Origin of the sequence: Xanthobacter sp. NM-59 (genome assembly GCF_021401125.1) — a bacterium.
Classification (GTDB): Bacteria; Pseudomonadota; Alphaproteobacteria; order Rhizobiales; family Xanthobacteraceae; genus Xanthobacter.
Window position 1 is genome coordinate 1 of sequence record NZ_JACBFQ010000017.1, and the last position, 13,763, is coordinate 13,763.

15 protein-coding genes are annotated in these 13,763 nt (G+C 67.1%); 13 read left to right on the top strand and 2 right to left on the bottom strand.

Annotated elements, in window-relative coordinates; all coding sequences use genetic code 11:
• A partial coding sequence (locus L0966_RS21200) for an AAA family ATPase (RefSeq protein WP_234054069.1) occupies positions 1–316 on the bottom strand: 316 nt, incomplete at its 3' end.
• 524 nt (positions 317–840) lie between these two features.
• Here L0966_RS21200 and L0966_RS21205 point away from each other — a divergent pair.
• The 5 genes from L0966_RS21205 to modD all read left to right on the top strand — a co-directional run bounded on the left by L0966_RS21205 (position 841) and on the right by modD (position 5,222).
• A complete protein-coding gene (locus L0966_RS21205) occupies positions 841–1,275 on the top strand; it encodes a response regulator (protein WP_234054070.1) in 435 nt (144 codons plus the stop codon).
• A gap of 9 nt (positions 1,276–1,284) precedes the next feature.
• Positions 1,285–1,725, top strand: a complete 441-nt coding sequence (locus L0966_RS21210; protein WP_234054071.1) for an ArsC/Spx/MgsR family protein — start codon at positions 1,285–1,287, stop codon at positions 1,723–1,725.
• The gene (locus tag L0966_RS21215; protein WP_234054072.1) at positions 1,722–3,341 is read left to right on the top strand and encodes a SagB/ThcOx family dehydrogenase; all 1,620 of its coding nucleotides are present in this window, start codon (positions 1,722–1,724) and stop codon (positions 3,339–3,341) included. The genes L0966_RS21210 and L0966_RS21215 overlap by 4 nt, the downstream gene beginning before the upstream one ends.
• Positions 3,342–3,351: 10 nt before the next feature.
• On the top strand, positions 3,352–4,152 hold the full coding sequence (locus tag L0966_RS21220) for an ankyrin repeat domain-containing protein (RefSeq protein WP_234054073.1): 801 nt from the start codon (positions 3,352–3,354) through the stop codon (positions 4,150–4,152).
• Between the two features lie 230 nt (positions 4,153–4,382).
• Entirely contained in the window at positions 4,383–5,222 is an 840-nt protein-coding gene (gene modD / locus L0966_RS21225) for a ModD protein (RefSeq protein WP_370640797.1), read from the top strand.
• Positions 5,223–5,298: 76 nt separating this feature from the next.
• Here the strand turns inward: modD and L0966_RS21230 are convergent, their stop codons facing one another.
• Positions 5,299–5,505 (bottom strand): molybdopterin-binding protein, encoded by a 207-nt coding sequence (locus tag L0966_RS21230; protein ID WP_234054074.1) that lies wholly within the window; start codon positions 5,503–5,505, stop codon positions 5,299–5,301.
• 325 nt (positions 5,506–5,830) lie between these two features.
• On the opposite strand from L0966_RS21230, the gene L0966_RS21235 reads away from it, so the two are divergent.
• The 8 genes from L0966_RS21235 to sucD all read left to right on the top strand — a co-directional run bounded on the left by L0966_RS21235 (position 5,831) and on the right by sucD (position 13,431).
• Entirely contained in the window at positions 5,831–6,139 is a 309-nt protein-coding gene (locus L0966_RS21235) for an iron-sulfur cluster assembly accessory protein (protein ID WP_234054075.1), read from the top strand.
• Between the two features lie 256 nt (positions 6,140–6,395).
• On the top strand, positions 6,396–7,547 hold the full coding sequence (nifV, locus tag L0966_RS21240; protein ID WP_234054076.1) for a homocitrate synthase: 1,152 nt from the start codon (positions 6,396–6,398) through the stop codon (positions 7,545–7,547).
• A gap of 2 nt (positions 7,548–7,549) precedes the next feature.
• The gene (cysE, locus tag L0966_RS21245; protein ID WP_370640798.1) at positions 7,550–8,320 is read left to right on the top strand and encodes a serine O-acetyltransferase; all 771 of its coding nucleotides are present in this window, start codon (positions 7,550–7,552) and stop codon (positions 8,318–8,320) included.
• 107 nt (positions 8,321–8,427) lie between these two features.
• Positions 8,428–8,769 carry a nitrogenase stabilizing/protective protein NifW gene (nifW, locus tag L0966_RS21250; RefSeq protein ID WP_234054077.1) on the top strand — a complete coding sequence of 114 codons (342 nt, stop codon included), beginning with the start codon at positions 8,428–8,430 and terminating at the stop codon, positions 8,767–8,769.
• A gap of 332 nt (positions 8,770–9,101) precedes the next feature.
• The gene (locus tag L0966_RS21255; RefSeq protein ID WP_234054078.1) at positions 9,102–9,875 is read left to right on the top strand and encodes a DUF1003 domain-containing protein; all 774 of its coding nucleotides are present in this window, start codon (positions 9,102–9,104) and stop codon (positions 9,873–9,875) included.
• Between the two features lie 241 nt (positions 9,876–10,116).
• On the top strand, positions 10,117–11,082 hold the full coding sequence (mdh, locus tag L0966_RS21260; RefSeq protein ID WP_234054079.1) for a malate dehydrogenase: 966 nt from the start codon (positions 10,117–10,119) through the stop codon (positions 11,080–11,082).
• Between the two features lie 262 nt (positions 11,083–11,344).
• Positions 11,345–12,547, top strand: coding sequence for an ADP-forming succinate--CoA ligase subunit beta (sucC, locus tag L0966_RS21265; protein WP_234054080.1), 1,203 nt, complete (start codon positions 11,345–11,347; stop codon positions 12,545–12,547).
• Positions 12,547–13,431 carry a succinate--CoA ligase subunit alpha gene (gene sucD, locus L0966_RS21270; protein ID WP_234054081.1) on the top strand — a complete coding sequence of 295 codons (885 nt, stop codon included), beginning with the start codon at positions 12,547–12,549 and terminating at the stop codon, positions 13,429–13,431. Before sucC ends, sucD begins: the two co-directional genes overlap by 1 nt.
• The last annotated feature ends 332 nt before the right edge of the window (positions 13,432–13,763 follow it).

The window sequence follows — 13,763 nt, forward strand, 5'->3', positions numbered from 1 at the left end:
AGGTGATCACGCCGCGGCCGGCGCAGCCCACGCCCGGCTCCGGACCACCGGACTCCACGCAGCGGATGTCCTGGTAGCCGACCTTCATCACGTCCTCGAGCTCGAGGTCTTCCACCGAGCCGGCGTTCGCCGCCAGCGACAGGATGGTGTCCTGGGCCTTGGCGTGCAGGATCAGGCGGGTGGAGTCGGCCTTCGGGTCGCAGCCCACGATGAGGATCTTGTGGCCCATCTCCGCCAGAGCGGCCAGGGTGTTCTGGGAGGTGGTCGACTTGCCGATACCACCCTTGCCGTAAAACGCGATCTGTCGCAGCGACATCTTGCTCTCCTTCGAACCTATTTGCAGAAGACCAGCGCGCGCGTGGCGCGAGGCCGTTTCTCACGTCATCAGAAATTTCGTCGGAAACGCCCCGCGGGTTACGGGAAGGAGCGCATCGCTGGTCCTGGGTCCATCGCTGGTCCTGACCTAGGCGTGCACTCAGCCCTCACTCGCCGTTGCGGGATGGAGTGGAGCAACCAGCGTGCCAAGTGCGCTCGGGCCGCGAAAAGTCGCTGCGAAGGCCTGAAAAGTCTTGATGTACATCAAATCGTGTCGGCCGCCGGAGGGATGTCGGGGCTGTGTCGAACCCGACAGCGACATGAGACTCTGTCGCAATCAAAACAACGTCGGCGCCGTTGGCATGCGTACTTCACGCGGGCTTCATGCGTCTTGCGCGGCGCGCGGCGAGGCTTCGTGGGCGGAATGAATATTGCTTGACGGGAAGGGCAGCTCTGCCCGCGCGCGGACGGGCGAACCTGCGGCTTTGAGGATCCTGCGGCTTTGAGGATGGAGCGAGGAGCGACATGCAGATCGGCGTTGAAACTTCCAAGGCTGTCGACCAGCGGCGCGTCTTCGTCGTGGACGAGGATGAGATCACCCGGGCGGCGCTGCAGTTCATGCTGCACGACGAGATCGAGACCCACGAGCTCGCCACCCCGGAAGAGGCCTATGAGAAGGGCACCGGCTGGCTGCAGCCTCACGTGGTCTTGCTGGGTGTCGGCTACATCAAGAGCCGGGGCAACGACATCATCACCGAGATGAAGGAGAAGTTCCCCAACGTGCGCATCCTCATCGTCTGTGACAAGGCGGACGAGGCGGTGGCCGTGGGCGCCCTGAAGGCGGGCGCGGCGGGTGCCGTGGTGAAGCCGCTCACCCTCGAAGGCGTGCGCAAGAAGGTGGATACGGTGCTCGGCCGTGGCGGCGCGGTGCCGCTGGTTCAGCTCTCCATCATGAAATAGGGGCGGGGTGTGGCGAGCGTCGTCTTCTACGAAAAGCCCGGCTGCGGCACCAATGCACGGCAGAAGCTGATGCTGGCCAATGCCGGGCACACGCTGGAGGTCAAAAGCCTCCTCACCGAGCCCTGGACCCGCGAGCGGCTGAAATCCTTCTTCGGTGAGACGCCGGTGGCGAGCTGGTTCAATCCGGCCGCCCCCGCGGTGAAGTCGGGTGCCGTCGACCCTTCCGCCATGGAGGGGGAGGCGGCGCTGGCGCTGATGGTGGAGCAGCCCATTCTCATTCGTCGTCCGCTGGTGGAGGTGGACGGGCAGCGCTGCGCCGGCTTCGATCGCGAGCCCGTGTTGTCGCTGCTGGGTGAGGGCGTGACGCCGGTGGAAGGCTGTTCGCGTCCGGCCGACGGGCCCTCCTGTCCCGACCCGACGGCGGCGCGCGCCCCGTCCGTTCAGCCATGAACGTCGCGGCGGCCCCGGCCGCGACCCCGACGGAACTGGCCATCGCCTATCACGAGCGCACAAAGCACAGCCTGAAGCGCTACGCGGCCGGCCCCGAGACCCTGGATTGGGACGGTCAGCCCAATCCCTTCCGCACCTTCGAGGGCGCCGATGCCACGGCGCTGCCGCTGCTGGCGGACCAGCTCGAAACGCCGTTCGCGGACCTGTTCACGCCCAACCGCGTGGCGCCGGCGCCGCTGACCCTCGGCTCGGTTGCGACGCTGCTGGAACTGGCCATGGGCCTCACCGCCTGGAAGGAGCTCGGTCCGGACCGCTGGGCGGTGCGCGCCAATCCCTCCAGCGGCAATCTTCATCCCACCGAAGCCTATGTCATCGCCCAGAACGTGCCGGCGCTGGAAAGCGGCCTGCACCATTATGTGAGCCGCGACCATCTCCTGGAGCTGCGCTGCGCCAGCGCCGAGAAGGAGACCGCGACCGTGGGGCGGCTGTGGATCGGCCTCAGCTCCATCGCGTGGCGCGAGGCGTGGAAATATGGCGAGCGGGCCTTCCGCTATTGCCAGCTCGATACGGGCCATGCCCTGGGGGCCTTTCGCTATGCGGCGGCGTCCCTGGGCTGGCGGGTGCGCTGGGTGCCCGCCCTCGACAGCGCGGCGCTGGCCGCGCTCATGGGGCTCGACCGCGAGGCGGATTTCGCCGGGGCCGAGCGGGAGGAGCCGGAGCTTCTCCTGGCCATCGACATCGAGCCGGACCTGGAACTCGACGCCGGGGCACTGCCGGCGCTCGATCCCGCGCGATGGGCGGGCAAGGCGAACGTGCTCGATCGCCATCCCATGTATCGCTGGCCGGTGATCGGCGAGGTGGAGCGCGCCACCCGCATCATCGGCGCGCCCACGCTTGAGCCGGCACCGGCACCGGACCTGCCGCCGCGCGTCTCCAGCGTCACGCGCCGGGCGGCGGACATCATCCTCAACCGGCGCAGCGCGCAGCGGTTCGAGGCCAGGTTCCACATGCCGCGCGAGACCTTCTGGTCGATGCTGGATGCGCTGCTGCCGCGCCGGACGACACCGTTCGACGTGTGGGACATCGCGCCCGCGCTCCATCCCATCGTGTTCGTGCACAAGGTGGAGGGGCTCGACAGCGGCGTTTACGCCCTGCCGCGCCTGCCGGAGGTGGGCGAGAGGCTGCGCGCCGCCGTGCGCGACGATTTCGAATGGACCCGGCCGGAGGGCTGCCCGGACCATCTGCCTTTCTACCGCCTCGCCCGCACCGATGCGCGGGGCATCATCCGCACCCTGAGCTGTCATCAGGCCATCGCCGGCGACAGCTGCTTCTCCCTTGGCATGCTGGCGACCTTCGACGCGGCGCTGGGGCAGGGGGCGTGGCGCTATCGCCAATTGTTCTGGGAGGCGGGCCTGCTCGGCCAGGCGCTCTACCTGGAGGCGGAAGCGGCGGGCCTGCGCGGCACCGGCATCGGCTGCTACTTCGATGACGACTTGCACCAGCTGCTCGGCCTCGACGGGCGGCAGTTCCAGTCCATGTACCACTTCACGGTGGGGCGGCCCATGAGCGACGCCCGCATCGTCTCGTCCCCGGCCTATCCGGGCAGAAAGGCTTGAGGAGATTGAGATGGCCGAACGCGTTCCATTCCGCTGCATCGGCGTCAGGGAAGCCGATGCCCTGCTGAGGGACCCCCGCACCGTGACCCTCGATGTGCGCGACGCCGGCGCCTATGGCGCGGCCCATGTGGAGGGTGCGCGCAACATCACCTTTTCGGGCCTGTCCGAGCTCATCATGGGCACGCCCAAGGCGGTGCCGGTGCTGATCTATTGCTATCATGGCCATGCCAGCCGGGAATTCGCGCAGACCCTGTCGGATTTCGGCTTCAAGGACGTCTACAGCCTGGATGGCGGCTATGAGGCCTGGCAGAGCTGGGAGCACGCCAATGCCCCCACCGGCACGCCGGACGCGACACTGTCCGGCTGGCTCACCGGGCTCGGCTTTCCGGCGGATGGCGTCAACGCCACCGTTGAGAATGGCATGACGCCGCTGATGAAGGCGGCGCGCGAGGGGCTGGGCGACATTGTCGGGCAGCTCATCGCCCTCGGCGCGGTGCTGGACGCGCGCAATGCCGACGGCAACACCGCGCTGTGGCTCGCCTGCGTGGGCAACCATCTCGACATCATCACCGCGCTGGTGAAGGCGGGTATCGATATCGACAACCGCAACGACAATGGCGCCACGTCGCTGATGTACGCGGCCTCCGGCGGCAAGGCGGATGTGGTGGAACGCCTGCTGGAACTGGGCGCCGACCCGTTGCCGGAGACCCTCGATGGCTTCTCGGCCCTCGATCTCGCCTCTACAGAGGCCTGCCTGTGGCCGCTGCGCAAGGCCACCAAGGCGGCGAAGGCGGCGCTTGCTCCCGCCTGAGCATGGCGCCTTCCGGCCGTGCCCCCGCAGCCGCCCGGGCGGCCACGAAGCGCGGGGGCCGGAAGCGCAAGCCGGCAGGGCGTGGCCCCGCGGCGCGCGCCCCTTTGTCCCGTCGACGCCTGGGGGCGAAGCTCCCATAGTCCGGCTGCTATATTCACCGGCATAGAGCGTCTCGTGGTCGCCATCCGTTTGGCGGTCGCGGGACGCAGGCCGTTTTGCGGGAGCGCGGGATGATGAAGTGGTGGACCGAGGCCATGCTCGATGAGCTCCTGGGCGAGGACGCGCCCCATGGCGATCTCACCACGGAGGCCATCGGCATCGCCGGAAAACGGGCGCGGCTTTTGATGTTCATGCGCGCGGAAGCCACCGTGTGCGGCATCGAGGTGGCCGAGGCGCTGTTTCGCAAGGTGGGGGTGGAGGTGGTGCGGCTCGTCTCCTCTGGCGCGCGGGTCGAGGCGGGCGCCGCCATCCTCTCCGCGGAAGGGGAGGCGGGGGGCGTGTTCGCCGCCTGGAAGGTGTCGCAGACGTTGGTGGAATATCTCTCCGGCATCGCCACCCTGACGGCGGACCTCATCGCTGCAGCGCGTGCGGTGGCGCCCGACGTGGCGGTGGTGACCACTCGCAAGACCCTGCCGGGCGCCAAGTCCCAGATGATCGCGGCGATCCGCGCGGGCGGCGCCTTCCCCCACCGGCTCGGCCTGTCGGAAACCCTCCTGGTGTTTCCCGAACATCGGGTGTTCCTGGATGATCCGGTGGCGCGCATCGCGGACCTGCGGCGCGCGATGCCGGAAAAGAAGGTGGTGGTGGAGGTGAAGACGCTGGAGGAGGTTGCCGCCATCCTGCCCGCTGGGCCGGACGTGCTCCAGTGCGAGAAGATGGCGCCCGAGGGTATCCGCGCGGTGGCGGATTTCGTTCAGGCCCAGGCCTCCGCCGCCATCGTGGCCGCGGCGGGCGGGGTGAACCTGCAGAATGCGGCGGCCTACGCAGCCGCCGGTGCGCGCATCCTCGTGACGTCGGCGCCCTATTGGGCGAAGCCGGCCGACGTGAAAGTGGTCATCGATCCCGCCTAGCTCTTGCGCGCCAGCGCGGGGCTGCTTGGGACCGGCGGGGTTGCCGCCGGTCCCTTATGTCGGCTGCGTGCCGCGCTTACTTGCCCACCAGGATGCTGGACGACTTGATGAGCGCGGTGACCTCGTCGCCCACCTTCAGGCCCATTTCCTTCACCGACTGCTCGGTGATGTGGGCGAACAGGATGTTGCCGCCGCCAATGTCGATGCTCACGGTGCCGGAGATCGGCCCCTCATGCACCTCGACGATTTTCCCCTTCAGTTGATTGCGCGCGCTGATCTGCATGGATCTTTCTCCCCTGGACCGGCGGAGCTGCCGGGCGGGAAATATTATATCCTCACGGATACAGCATAGAACCTCCGTCGACGGCCTGCGGCTTCCGGAAAGATCCGGAGACCGGACAGAACCACTGTCGTGAACCCGCCGAAGCCCGTCCGCCGAAACTGCGCTGTCATCTTTGCGACAGGTGCGCGGCGTATTTTTCTGTTTAATATCAAATGTCTAATAAATTGGTCCGCTGATTGCATAGGTGACTGCGAGGGGCCATTCGCCGGTTCGGTGGCTGGCTTCCAAGGCGCCATTTTGGGCGCTCAGGCAGGTGGATCGCGGCATGATCTCTCTTTCGACCAGCGCGGTTGAGGCGGTGAAGGTGGCCCTGTCGCTGGCCGCTCGCTCTGCCGAGGGCCTGCGCCTGGTGGCCGGTGAGGGGGCGCCGCACACTTTGCAGCTCATGATGCACCTGGACGTGGCGCGGAAAAACGACGTGGTGATCGAGCAAGGCGGCGTGAAGCTCTTTCTCGATGACCGCTCACGCGCCTTCGCCGATGGCCTGCATATCGATTTCGTCACCGCCCGCGGGGTGGATGGCGGCGGATTCGTGGTGGAGCCGCACGCGGCCCGCCACGGTCGGCTCGGATGAGGCGCGCCATGCCGTCTCTCTCCTCACTCTTCATGGCTCCGGCGCGGCGCGGCATCACCGCTCGCGCGGGCGGCCTGTTGTTCCGTCTGACGCTGTCCGTACCGACGCATCGTCGCCGGTGCTTTTCAACGCCACTCGCTTGGTAGATTGGAAGGGACCCATGCTCGCGAAGTCACCATCGGCCGCCTCGGGTCGCTCGGGTCGTACAGCTCCGGAAGGGTTGGGGGGCGCCTCGCGTGGGAAGCCGGCGCGCACCGTGTTCCTGAACGACACCACCCTGCGTGATGGCGAGCAGGCCCCGGGCGTCGCCTTCACCCGCCGCGAGAAAATCGAGATCGCCGAGGCCCTGGCCGCTGCCGGCGTGCCCGAGATAGAGGCCGGCACCCCCGCCATGGGGGATGAGGAAATCGAGACCCTGCGCTCCATCGCCTCCCTCAAGCTGCCCATGCGGGTGGTGGCTTGGTGCCGGATGAGCGAGCAGGACCTGTTCGCGGCGGTGGCGGCGGGCGTGACCGCGGTGAATCTGTCCATCCCGACGTCCGATCGCCAGCTGCAGGGCAAGCTGGGGCGTGACCGGGCCTGGGCGCTGGACGCGCTGCGCCATGTGGTGGGCCTCGCCCGCAAGATCGGCTTCACGGTGGCCGTGGGCTGCGAGGATGCCTCGCGGGCGGATCCTGACTTCCTGTGCCAGGTGGCGGAGGCGGCGCGCGATGTGGGCGCCTTCCGCCTCAGGTTGGCGGACACGCTGGGCGTGCTCGACCCGTTTTCGGCTTATGCCCTGGTGCGGCGGGTGGCCAATGCCACCGATCTCGAGATCGAGTTTCATGCCCATGACGACCTGGGCCTGGCCACCGCCAATTCTCTCGCGGCGGTGACGGGCGGTGCGCGCCACCTGTCGGTCACGGTGACCGGGCTCGGCGAGCGGGCCGGCAATGCGCCGCTGGAGGAAGTGGCCATCGCGCTGCGGCAGACGGCGCGGGAAGAGACGGGCATCGACCCCCGCGCCCTGCGCCCCCTGGCGCAACGGGTGATGGAGGCCGCCGGCCGTCCCATGCCGCGCACCAAGGCCATCGTCGGCGAGGATGTCTTCACCCACGAATCCGGCATTCACGTCTCCGGCCTGCTGAAGGACCGCGCCACCTATGAGGCGCTCAATCCCGATCTGCTCGGCCGCAAGCACACCTTGGTGCTGGGCAAGCATTCCGGTCTTTCCGCCATCTCCCATGCTCTGTCCGAGCAGGGCCTCTCCGTGGACGAGGCGCGGGGCCGCTCCATTCTGGAGCGTGTGCGCGAATACGCGACCCGCACCAAGGAGAACGTCTCCCCCGAAGTGCTGCGGCGCTTCTACGAGGAGAGCTACACCGAAGAGGCGCTGCGCCGCCGCCACCTGGCCGTGATGGGAGCCTGACCATGATCATGGGACGCTTGAAGGAACCCGCCACGCCCACGCATGCTACCGGTGCGGAAGCGGCCGCCGCGCCGCCGGAATCGCTGTGGGCGCTCATTCGCGAGGATATCGACTGCGTGAAGTCGCGCGATCCGGCTGCGCGCAACACGCTGGAGATCGTGCTGACCTATCCCGGCATCCACGCCATCATTTGGTACCGCCTGGCCAACCGGCTCTGGCTGCGGGGCGTGAAGTTCCCGGCCCGGTTTCTGTCGTGGCTCGGCCGCTTCCTCACCAATGTGGACATCCATCCCGGCGCCACCATCGGCCATCGCTTCTTTATTGATCATGGCGCGGGCGTGGTGGTCGGCGAGACGGCGGAGGTGGGCAACGACGTGACCCTCTATCACGGCGTGACCCTGGGCGGCACCTCCTGGACCGCCGGCAAGCGCCATCCCACCTTGCGGGACGGGGTGCTGGTGGGGGCGGGCGCGAAGATCCTGGGGCCCATCACCGTGGGCGCGGGCTGCCGCGTGGGCGCCAATTCGGTGGTCATCGACGATGTGGCGGCGGGCATGACCGTGGTCGGCATTCCCGGCCGCGTGGTGAAGGCCACCGCCGATCGTCGCAAGCTGGGCGATGGCCGCATCGACCTGGAGCATCATTTGATGCCCGACCCGGTGGGCGAGGCCATCGTCTCCCTGCTGGATCGCATCGAGTTCCTGGAAGCGCGGGTCTCCCACCTTCAGTACGAGCTGCAGCGCAGCCGGACCGCCGCCGATGAGGCGGCCTGAGACGAAGACGATTTTCCCGCTCCGGAGCCGGAGCGGCTGGGGTGCGCCGAAGGGGTCCCACACGGGCCCGCTTCCCCGCGAGGGGCAACAGAAGAATGGAGCTTGGAATGTCGGTTCTCGATACGCTGAAGTCGCTGTCCAGCGCCGAAGAGTTCTTCACCACCCTCAAGGTGGATTATCAGCCTGAGGTGCTGCAGGTGCTGCGGCTGCACATCCTGCGCCGCATGGGCCAATATCTCGTCTCGGCTGATTTTGAAGGCAAGAACGACGAGGAGATCTTCGCGGCCGCGCAGACCATGCTCGCCCAGGCCTATGAGGACTTCATCAAGTCGAACCCCATGGCGGAGCGCGTGTTCAAGGTGCTCAAGGAGCACGACCCGAACCGCGCCGTCGAGCCTGGTCCCAAACCCGCGTTCGTGCCCCTGACTTCGCTGACCACCGGCAGCTGAGCGAGGGCCGACGCCACTGCCGCGCCTTTGGCGCGGCTGGTCACCCTCCCTCCGCATGCGTGGTGTTTGAACAGGCATTGCGAAGTACCCCTTGTTTTTGATCGCGCGGATTGGTCGGCGCAGGCGGGGGGAGGGTGACAACTTCCATCACGGCTAACAGCCGCGGCGTTCCGGAAGGAGCGGCCGCGGCTTTGCCGTTTCTGCGCCCCGAGGGGTTCGGCAGGGAATGGGCGATCCCGTTGCGAAACCCTCTTGATCCTGGCCCGGGGTGGCGCTCACATCCGCCCGCGACGCGGCAGCCGCCGCCGCTCGGACGGATTCAGGAGCTGGGCATGGGCCACCGATCGGAGAATTCGCGGAACCACGGTAGCCACCGGCTGCTGGAAGCCGGCGCCAGCGGCGGCCACCAGCCCGAGGCCAAGGTGACCTGCGATGTGTGCGCCCGCAGTTTCCGGCGGCAGGACGTGGTGCCGGTGCAGGAGCTGCGCCCGGCCTTGGCCGCCTTCGCGCAGGAGAGCCATCCGGAGCTGAGCGAGGACGGTCATATCTGCAAGCAGGATCTGGCGCGGCTGCGCGCATCCTTCGTCGCCCGCCTGCTGGAGCGCGAACGCGGCGAGCTGGGCCAGCTCGAGATGGAGGTGGTGGAAAGCCTCGCCGCCAACGAGACCCTGGCGGAGGACGTGGAAAAGAGCTTCGAGCGGGAGCGTACGTTCGGCGATCGCATGGCCGACGCGCTGGCCACATTTGGCGGCAGCTGGGGCTTCATTGGATTCTTTGCCGGCTTTCTCGGCGCCTGGATCGTCTTCAACCTGGTCGTCATCGGGCGCGCGCAGTTCGATCCGTACCCCTTCATCCTGCTCAACTTGGTGCTGTCGTGCCTGGCCGCCATCCAGGCGCCGGTCATCATGATGAGCCAGAAGCGGGTGGAGGTGCGCGACCGGATGCGGGCGGAGAACGACTTCAAGGTTAATCTGAAGGCGGAGCTGGAGATTCGCCACCTGCATGAAAAGCTCGACCACCTGCTGGGTCAGCAGTGGGACCGCCTGGCGCAGATTCAGGAAATTCAGCTGGATTTGCTGGAGGCCATGAGCGAGCGTCGCAAATAGGGAGCGAGCGTCGCAAATAGGCTGCTCGGCCTGCGGTTGCACCGCGTGGGGGAGCGCGATTTTGCTGCCTGTGTTACCGCCGGCGGCCATTGGGGTGTGTTGCGGCGCACAAGAAGCGGTCAATGGCGGCCATCTCCCACTATTTGTGCAAGCCCGCCGGCTTGAACGCCTTGCAAGATGGGAGTAGTCAAGCGCCGCTCGGCTCCTGCTCGATAGGCAGGCTCATTTCCGGGGAACAGGCATGGCCCGCAACAAGATCGCCCTCATCGGGGCCGGCCAGATCGGCGGAACGCTCGCCCTTCTGGCTGGGCTGAAGGATTTGGGTGACGTCGTCCTGTTCGACGTGGTCGAAGGGGTGCCCCAGGGCAAGGCCCTTGATCTGGCGCAGCTCGCGCCGGTTGCAGGCTTCGATTCCGTTTTCGCCGGCACCAATACCTATGACGCCATCGCTGGCGCCGACGTGGTGATCGTCACCGCCGGCGTGCCCCGCAAGCCGGGCATGAGCCGCGATGACCTGCTGTCTATCAACCTCAAGGTGATGGAGCAGGTGGGCGCGGGTATACGTAAGTACGCGCCGGAAGCCTTTGTTATTTGCATCACCAATCCGCTGGACGCGATGGTGTGGGCCTTGCAGCGCACGAGCGGCCTGCCTGCGACGAAAGTCGTCGGCATGGCGGGGGTGCTGGATTCCGCCCGCTTCAGATACTTCCTGGCCGATGAATTTGGTGTGTCGGTGGAGGATGTCACCGCCTTCGTGCTGGGCGGCCACGGCGACACCATGGTGCCGCTGGTGCGCTATTCCACGGTGGGCGGCATTCCGGTGCCGGACCTTATCCGCATGGGCTGGACCAGCGAGGCGCGCATCGCCGCCATCGTGGAGCGCACCCGCAATGGCGGGGCGGAAATCGTCAACTTGCTGAAGACCGGCTCGGCCTTCTATGCGCCCGCGGCGTCCGCCATCGCCATGGCCGAGAGCTATCTGAAGGACAAGAAGCGCCTTCTGCCGGCGGCCGTGCGCCTCGATGGCGCCTATGGCCTGAAGGATATCTATGTGGGCGTGCCGGTGGTCATCGGCGCGCGGGGCGTGGAGCGTATCGTGGAGGTCGAGCTCGACCACCAGGAGCGCGCCATGTTCGAAAAATCGGTCGCATCGGTCGAGGGACTGATGGAGGCCTGTCTGAAGGTCGCACCCGATCTTGGGAAGTGATCTCGGTCAAAGGCGGCTCTCCCACGGGAGCGCCGTCATCGTGCCGGCCTCAAGCCGGTGAGGTGAAGGAGACGAATGTTCCCCTCCTCGGGGCGCGGTTTTCCATCCGGGTCGTGTGACGCGGGCGGAAGTCGGGTCCCAGCACTGCACCAGCACTGCAATGGAGGCGGCTTTCGTCCGTTCGTGCCGAGGGCTCGGTGGGAGCGGTCGGGGCCGGTTCAGGGGGGAAGGGGCACTTCGCAACCCTTTAGGGGACGAAGAGATGAATATTCACGAGTACCAAGCCAAGGCGCTGCTGAAGACGTTCGGCGCGCCCGTGTCGCGCGGTGTGCCCGTGCTCAAGGTGGAAGACGCCGAGGCTGCAGCCAAGGAACTCGGCGGCCCGCTGTGGGTCGTGAAGTCCCAGATCCACGCCGGTGGCCGTGGCAAGGGCAAGTTCAAGGAAGCCGCTGCCGGCGAAAAGGGCGGCGTGCGCCTTGCGAAGTCGATCGAGGAAGTGAAGCAGTTTGCCGGCGAAATGCTGGGCAACACGCTCGTCACCGTGCAGACCGGCCCGGCCGGCAAGCAGGTGAACCGCCTCTATATCGAGGACGGCTCCGACATCGAGAAGGAATTCTACCTGTCGCTCCTGGTGGACCGCGCGACCTCCCGCGTCGCCTTTGTGGTTTCCACCGAAGGCGGCATGGACATCGAGGACGTGGCCCACAACTCACCTGAGAAGATCGTGACCTTCTCGGTGGACCCGGCCACAGGCGTGCAGGCCTTCCATGGCCGCAAGGTGGCCGAGGCCCTGGGCCTTTCCGGCGACCTTTCCAAGCAGGCCGGCAAGCTGGTGAACGCGCTCTACACCGCGTTCGTCGAGAGCGACATGGCCATGCTCGAGATCAACCCGCTGATCGTCACCAAGGACGGCCAGCTGCGCGTGCTCGACGCCAAGGTGTCGTTCGATTCCAACGCCCTGTTCCGTCATCCCGAGCTCGCCGAGCTGCGCGACCTGACGGAAGAGGACGAGAAGGAAATCGAGGCGTCCAAGTACGACCTCGCGTACATCGCCCTCGACGGCACCATCGGCTGCATGGTGAATGGCGCGGGTCTGGCCATGGCCACCCTCGACATCATCCAGCTCTATGGCGAGAGCCCGGCCAACTTCCTCGACGTGGGCGGCGGCGCCAACGAGGAGAAGGTGACGGCGGCCTTCAAGATCATCACCGCGGATCCCAACGTGAAGGGCATCCTGGTGAACATCTTCGGCGGCATCATGAAGTGCGACGTCATCGCCAACGGCGTGCTGGCGGCGGTGAAGGCGGTGGGCCTCAAGGTGCCGCTGGTGGTGCGCCTCGAAGGCACCAACGTGGAAGAGGGCAAGAAGATCATCCGCGAGAGCGGCCTCAATGTGATCCCTGCCGACGACCTGGATGACGCCGCGCAGAAGATCGTGGCCGCTGTGAAGAAGGATGCCGCGTGATGTCCGTGCTGATCGACGCCAACACCAAGGTCATCACCCAGGGCTTCACCGGCAAGAACGGCACGTTCCACGCTGAGCAGGCCATCATGTACGGGACCAAGATGGTCGGCGGCACCAGCCCCGGCAAGGGCGGTTCCACCCATCTCGGCCTGCCTGTGTTCGACACCGTGATCGAGGCCAAGGAGAAGACCGGCGCCGACGCCTCGGTCATCTACGTGCCGCCGCCCGGCGCCGCTGACGCGATCCTGGAGGCCATCGACGCCGAGATCCCCCTCATCGTCTGCATCACCGAGGGTATCCCGGTGCTGGACATGGTGAAGGTGAAGCGCGCCCTTTCGGGTTCCAAGAGCCGCCTCATCGGCCCCAATTGCCCGGGCATCGTCACCGCCGGCCAGTCGAAGATCGGCATCATGCCGGCCAACATCTTCAAGCCCGGCTCGGTGGGCGTGGTCTCGCGCTCCGGCACGCTGACCTATGAAGCCGTGTTCCAGACCACCCAGGAAGGCCTCGGCCAGACCTCGGCGGTGGGCATCGGCGGCGACCCGGTGAAGGGCACCGAGTTCATCGACGTGCTGGAGATGTTCCTGGCGGATCCCAAGACCACGTCGATCATCATGATCGGCGAGATCGGCGGTTCGGCCGAGGAAGAGGCCGCCCAGTTCATCGCCGACGAGGCGAAGAAGGGCCGCAAGAAGCCGATGGTGGGCTTCATCGCCGGCCGCACGGCGCCTCCCGGCCGTCGCATGGGCCATGCCGGCGCCATCATCTCCGGTGGCAAGGGCGGCGCCGAGGACAAGATCGCAGCCATGGAAGCGGCGGGCATCAAGGTGTCCCCCTCTCCGGCCCGCCTCGGCAAGACCCTGGTGGACGTGCTGAAGGGCTGATGCCCGCTGGCCCCTCGGGGCTCCGATTGTCCCGGCGGCGGTTCATCCGCCTCCGGGGAACCCGGACGGCATGGCCGTCGGGGCGCCCAGGTTCGCGGGAGGTCAACGCCAGGGGGCGGCCGCGAGCAGGGTGCGATGAAGAAGAAGGGGAAGGGGGAAGCGCCGGCTCTGAATTTCGCCGTGTTTTCCGGCGAGGGGCGGAGCGGCTATGCGGCTGACGCGCGTCAGGCCGGCTTTTGCCGTGGGCCTGACGGGACTATGTAGGGCTGAAGAGCACCCCCATTCGTGGCTGCCACGAGCCGGGCGGGGGTGGAAAAGGCGGTCCGGTTTCG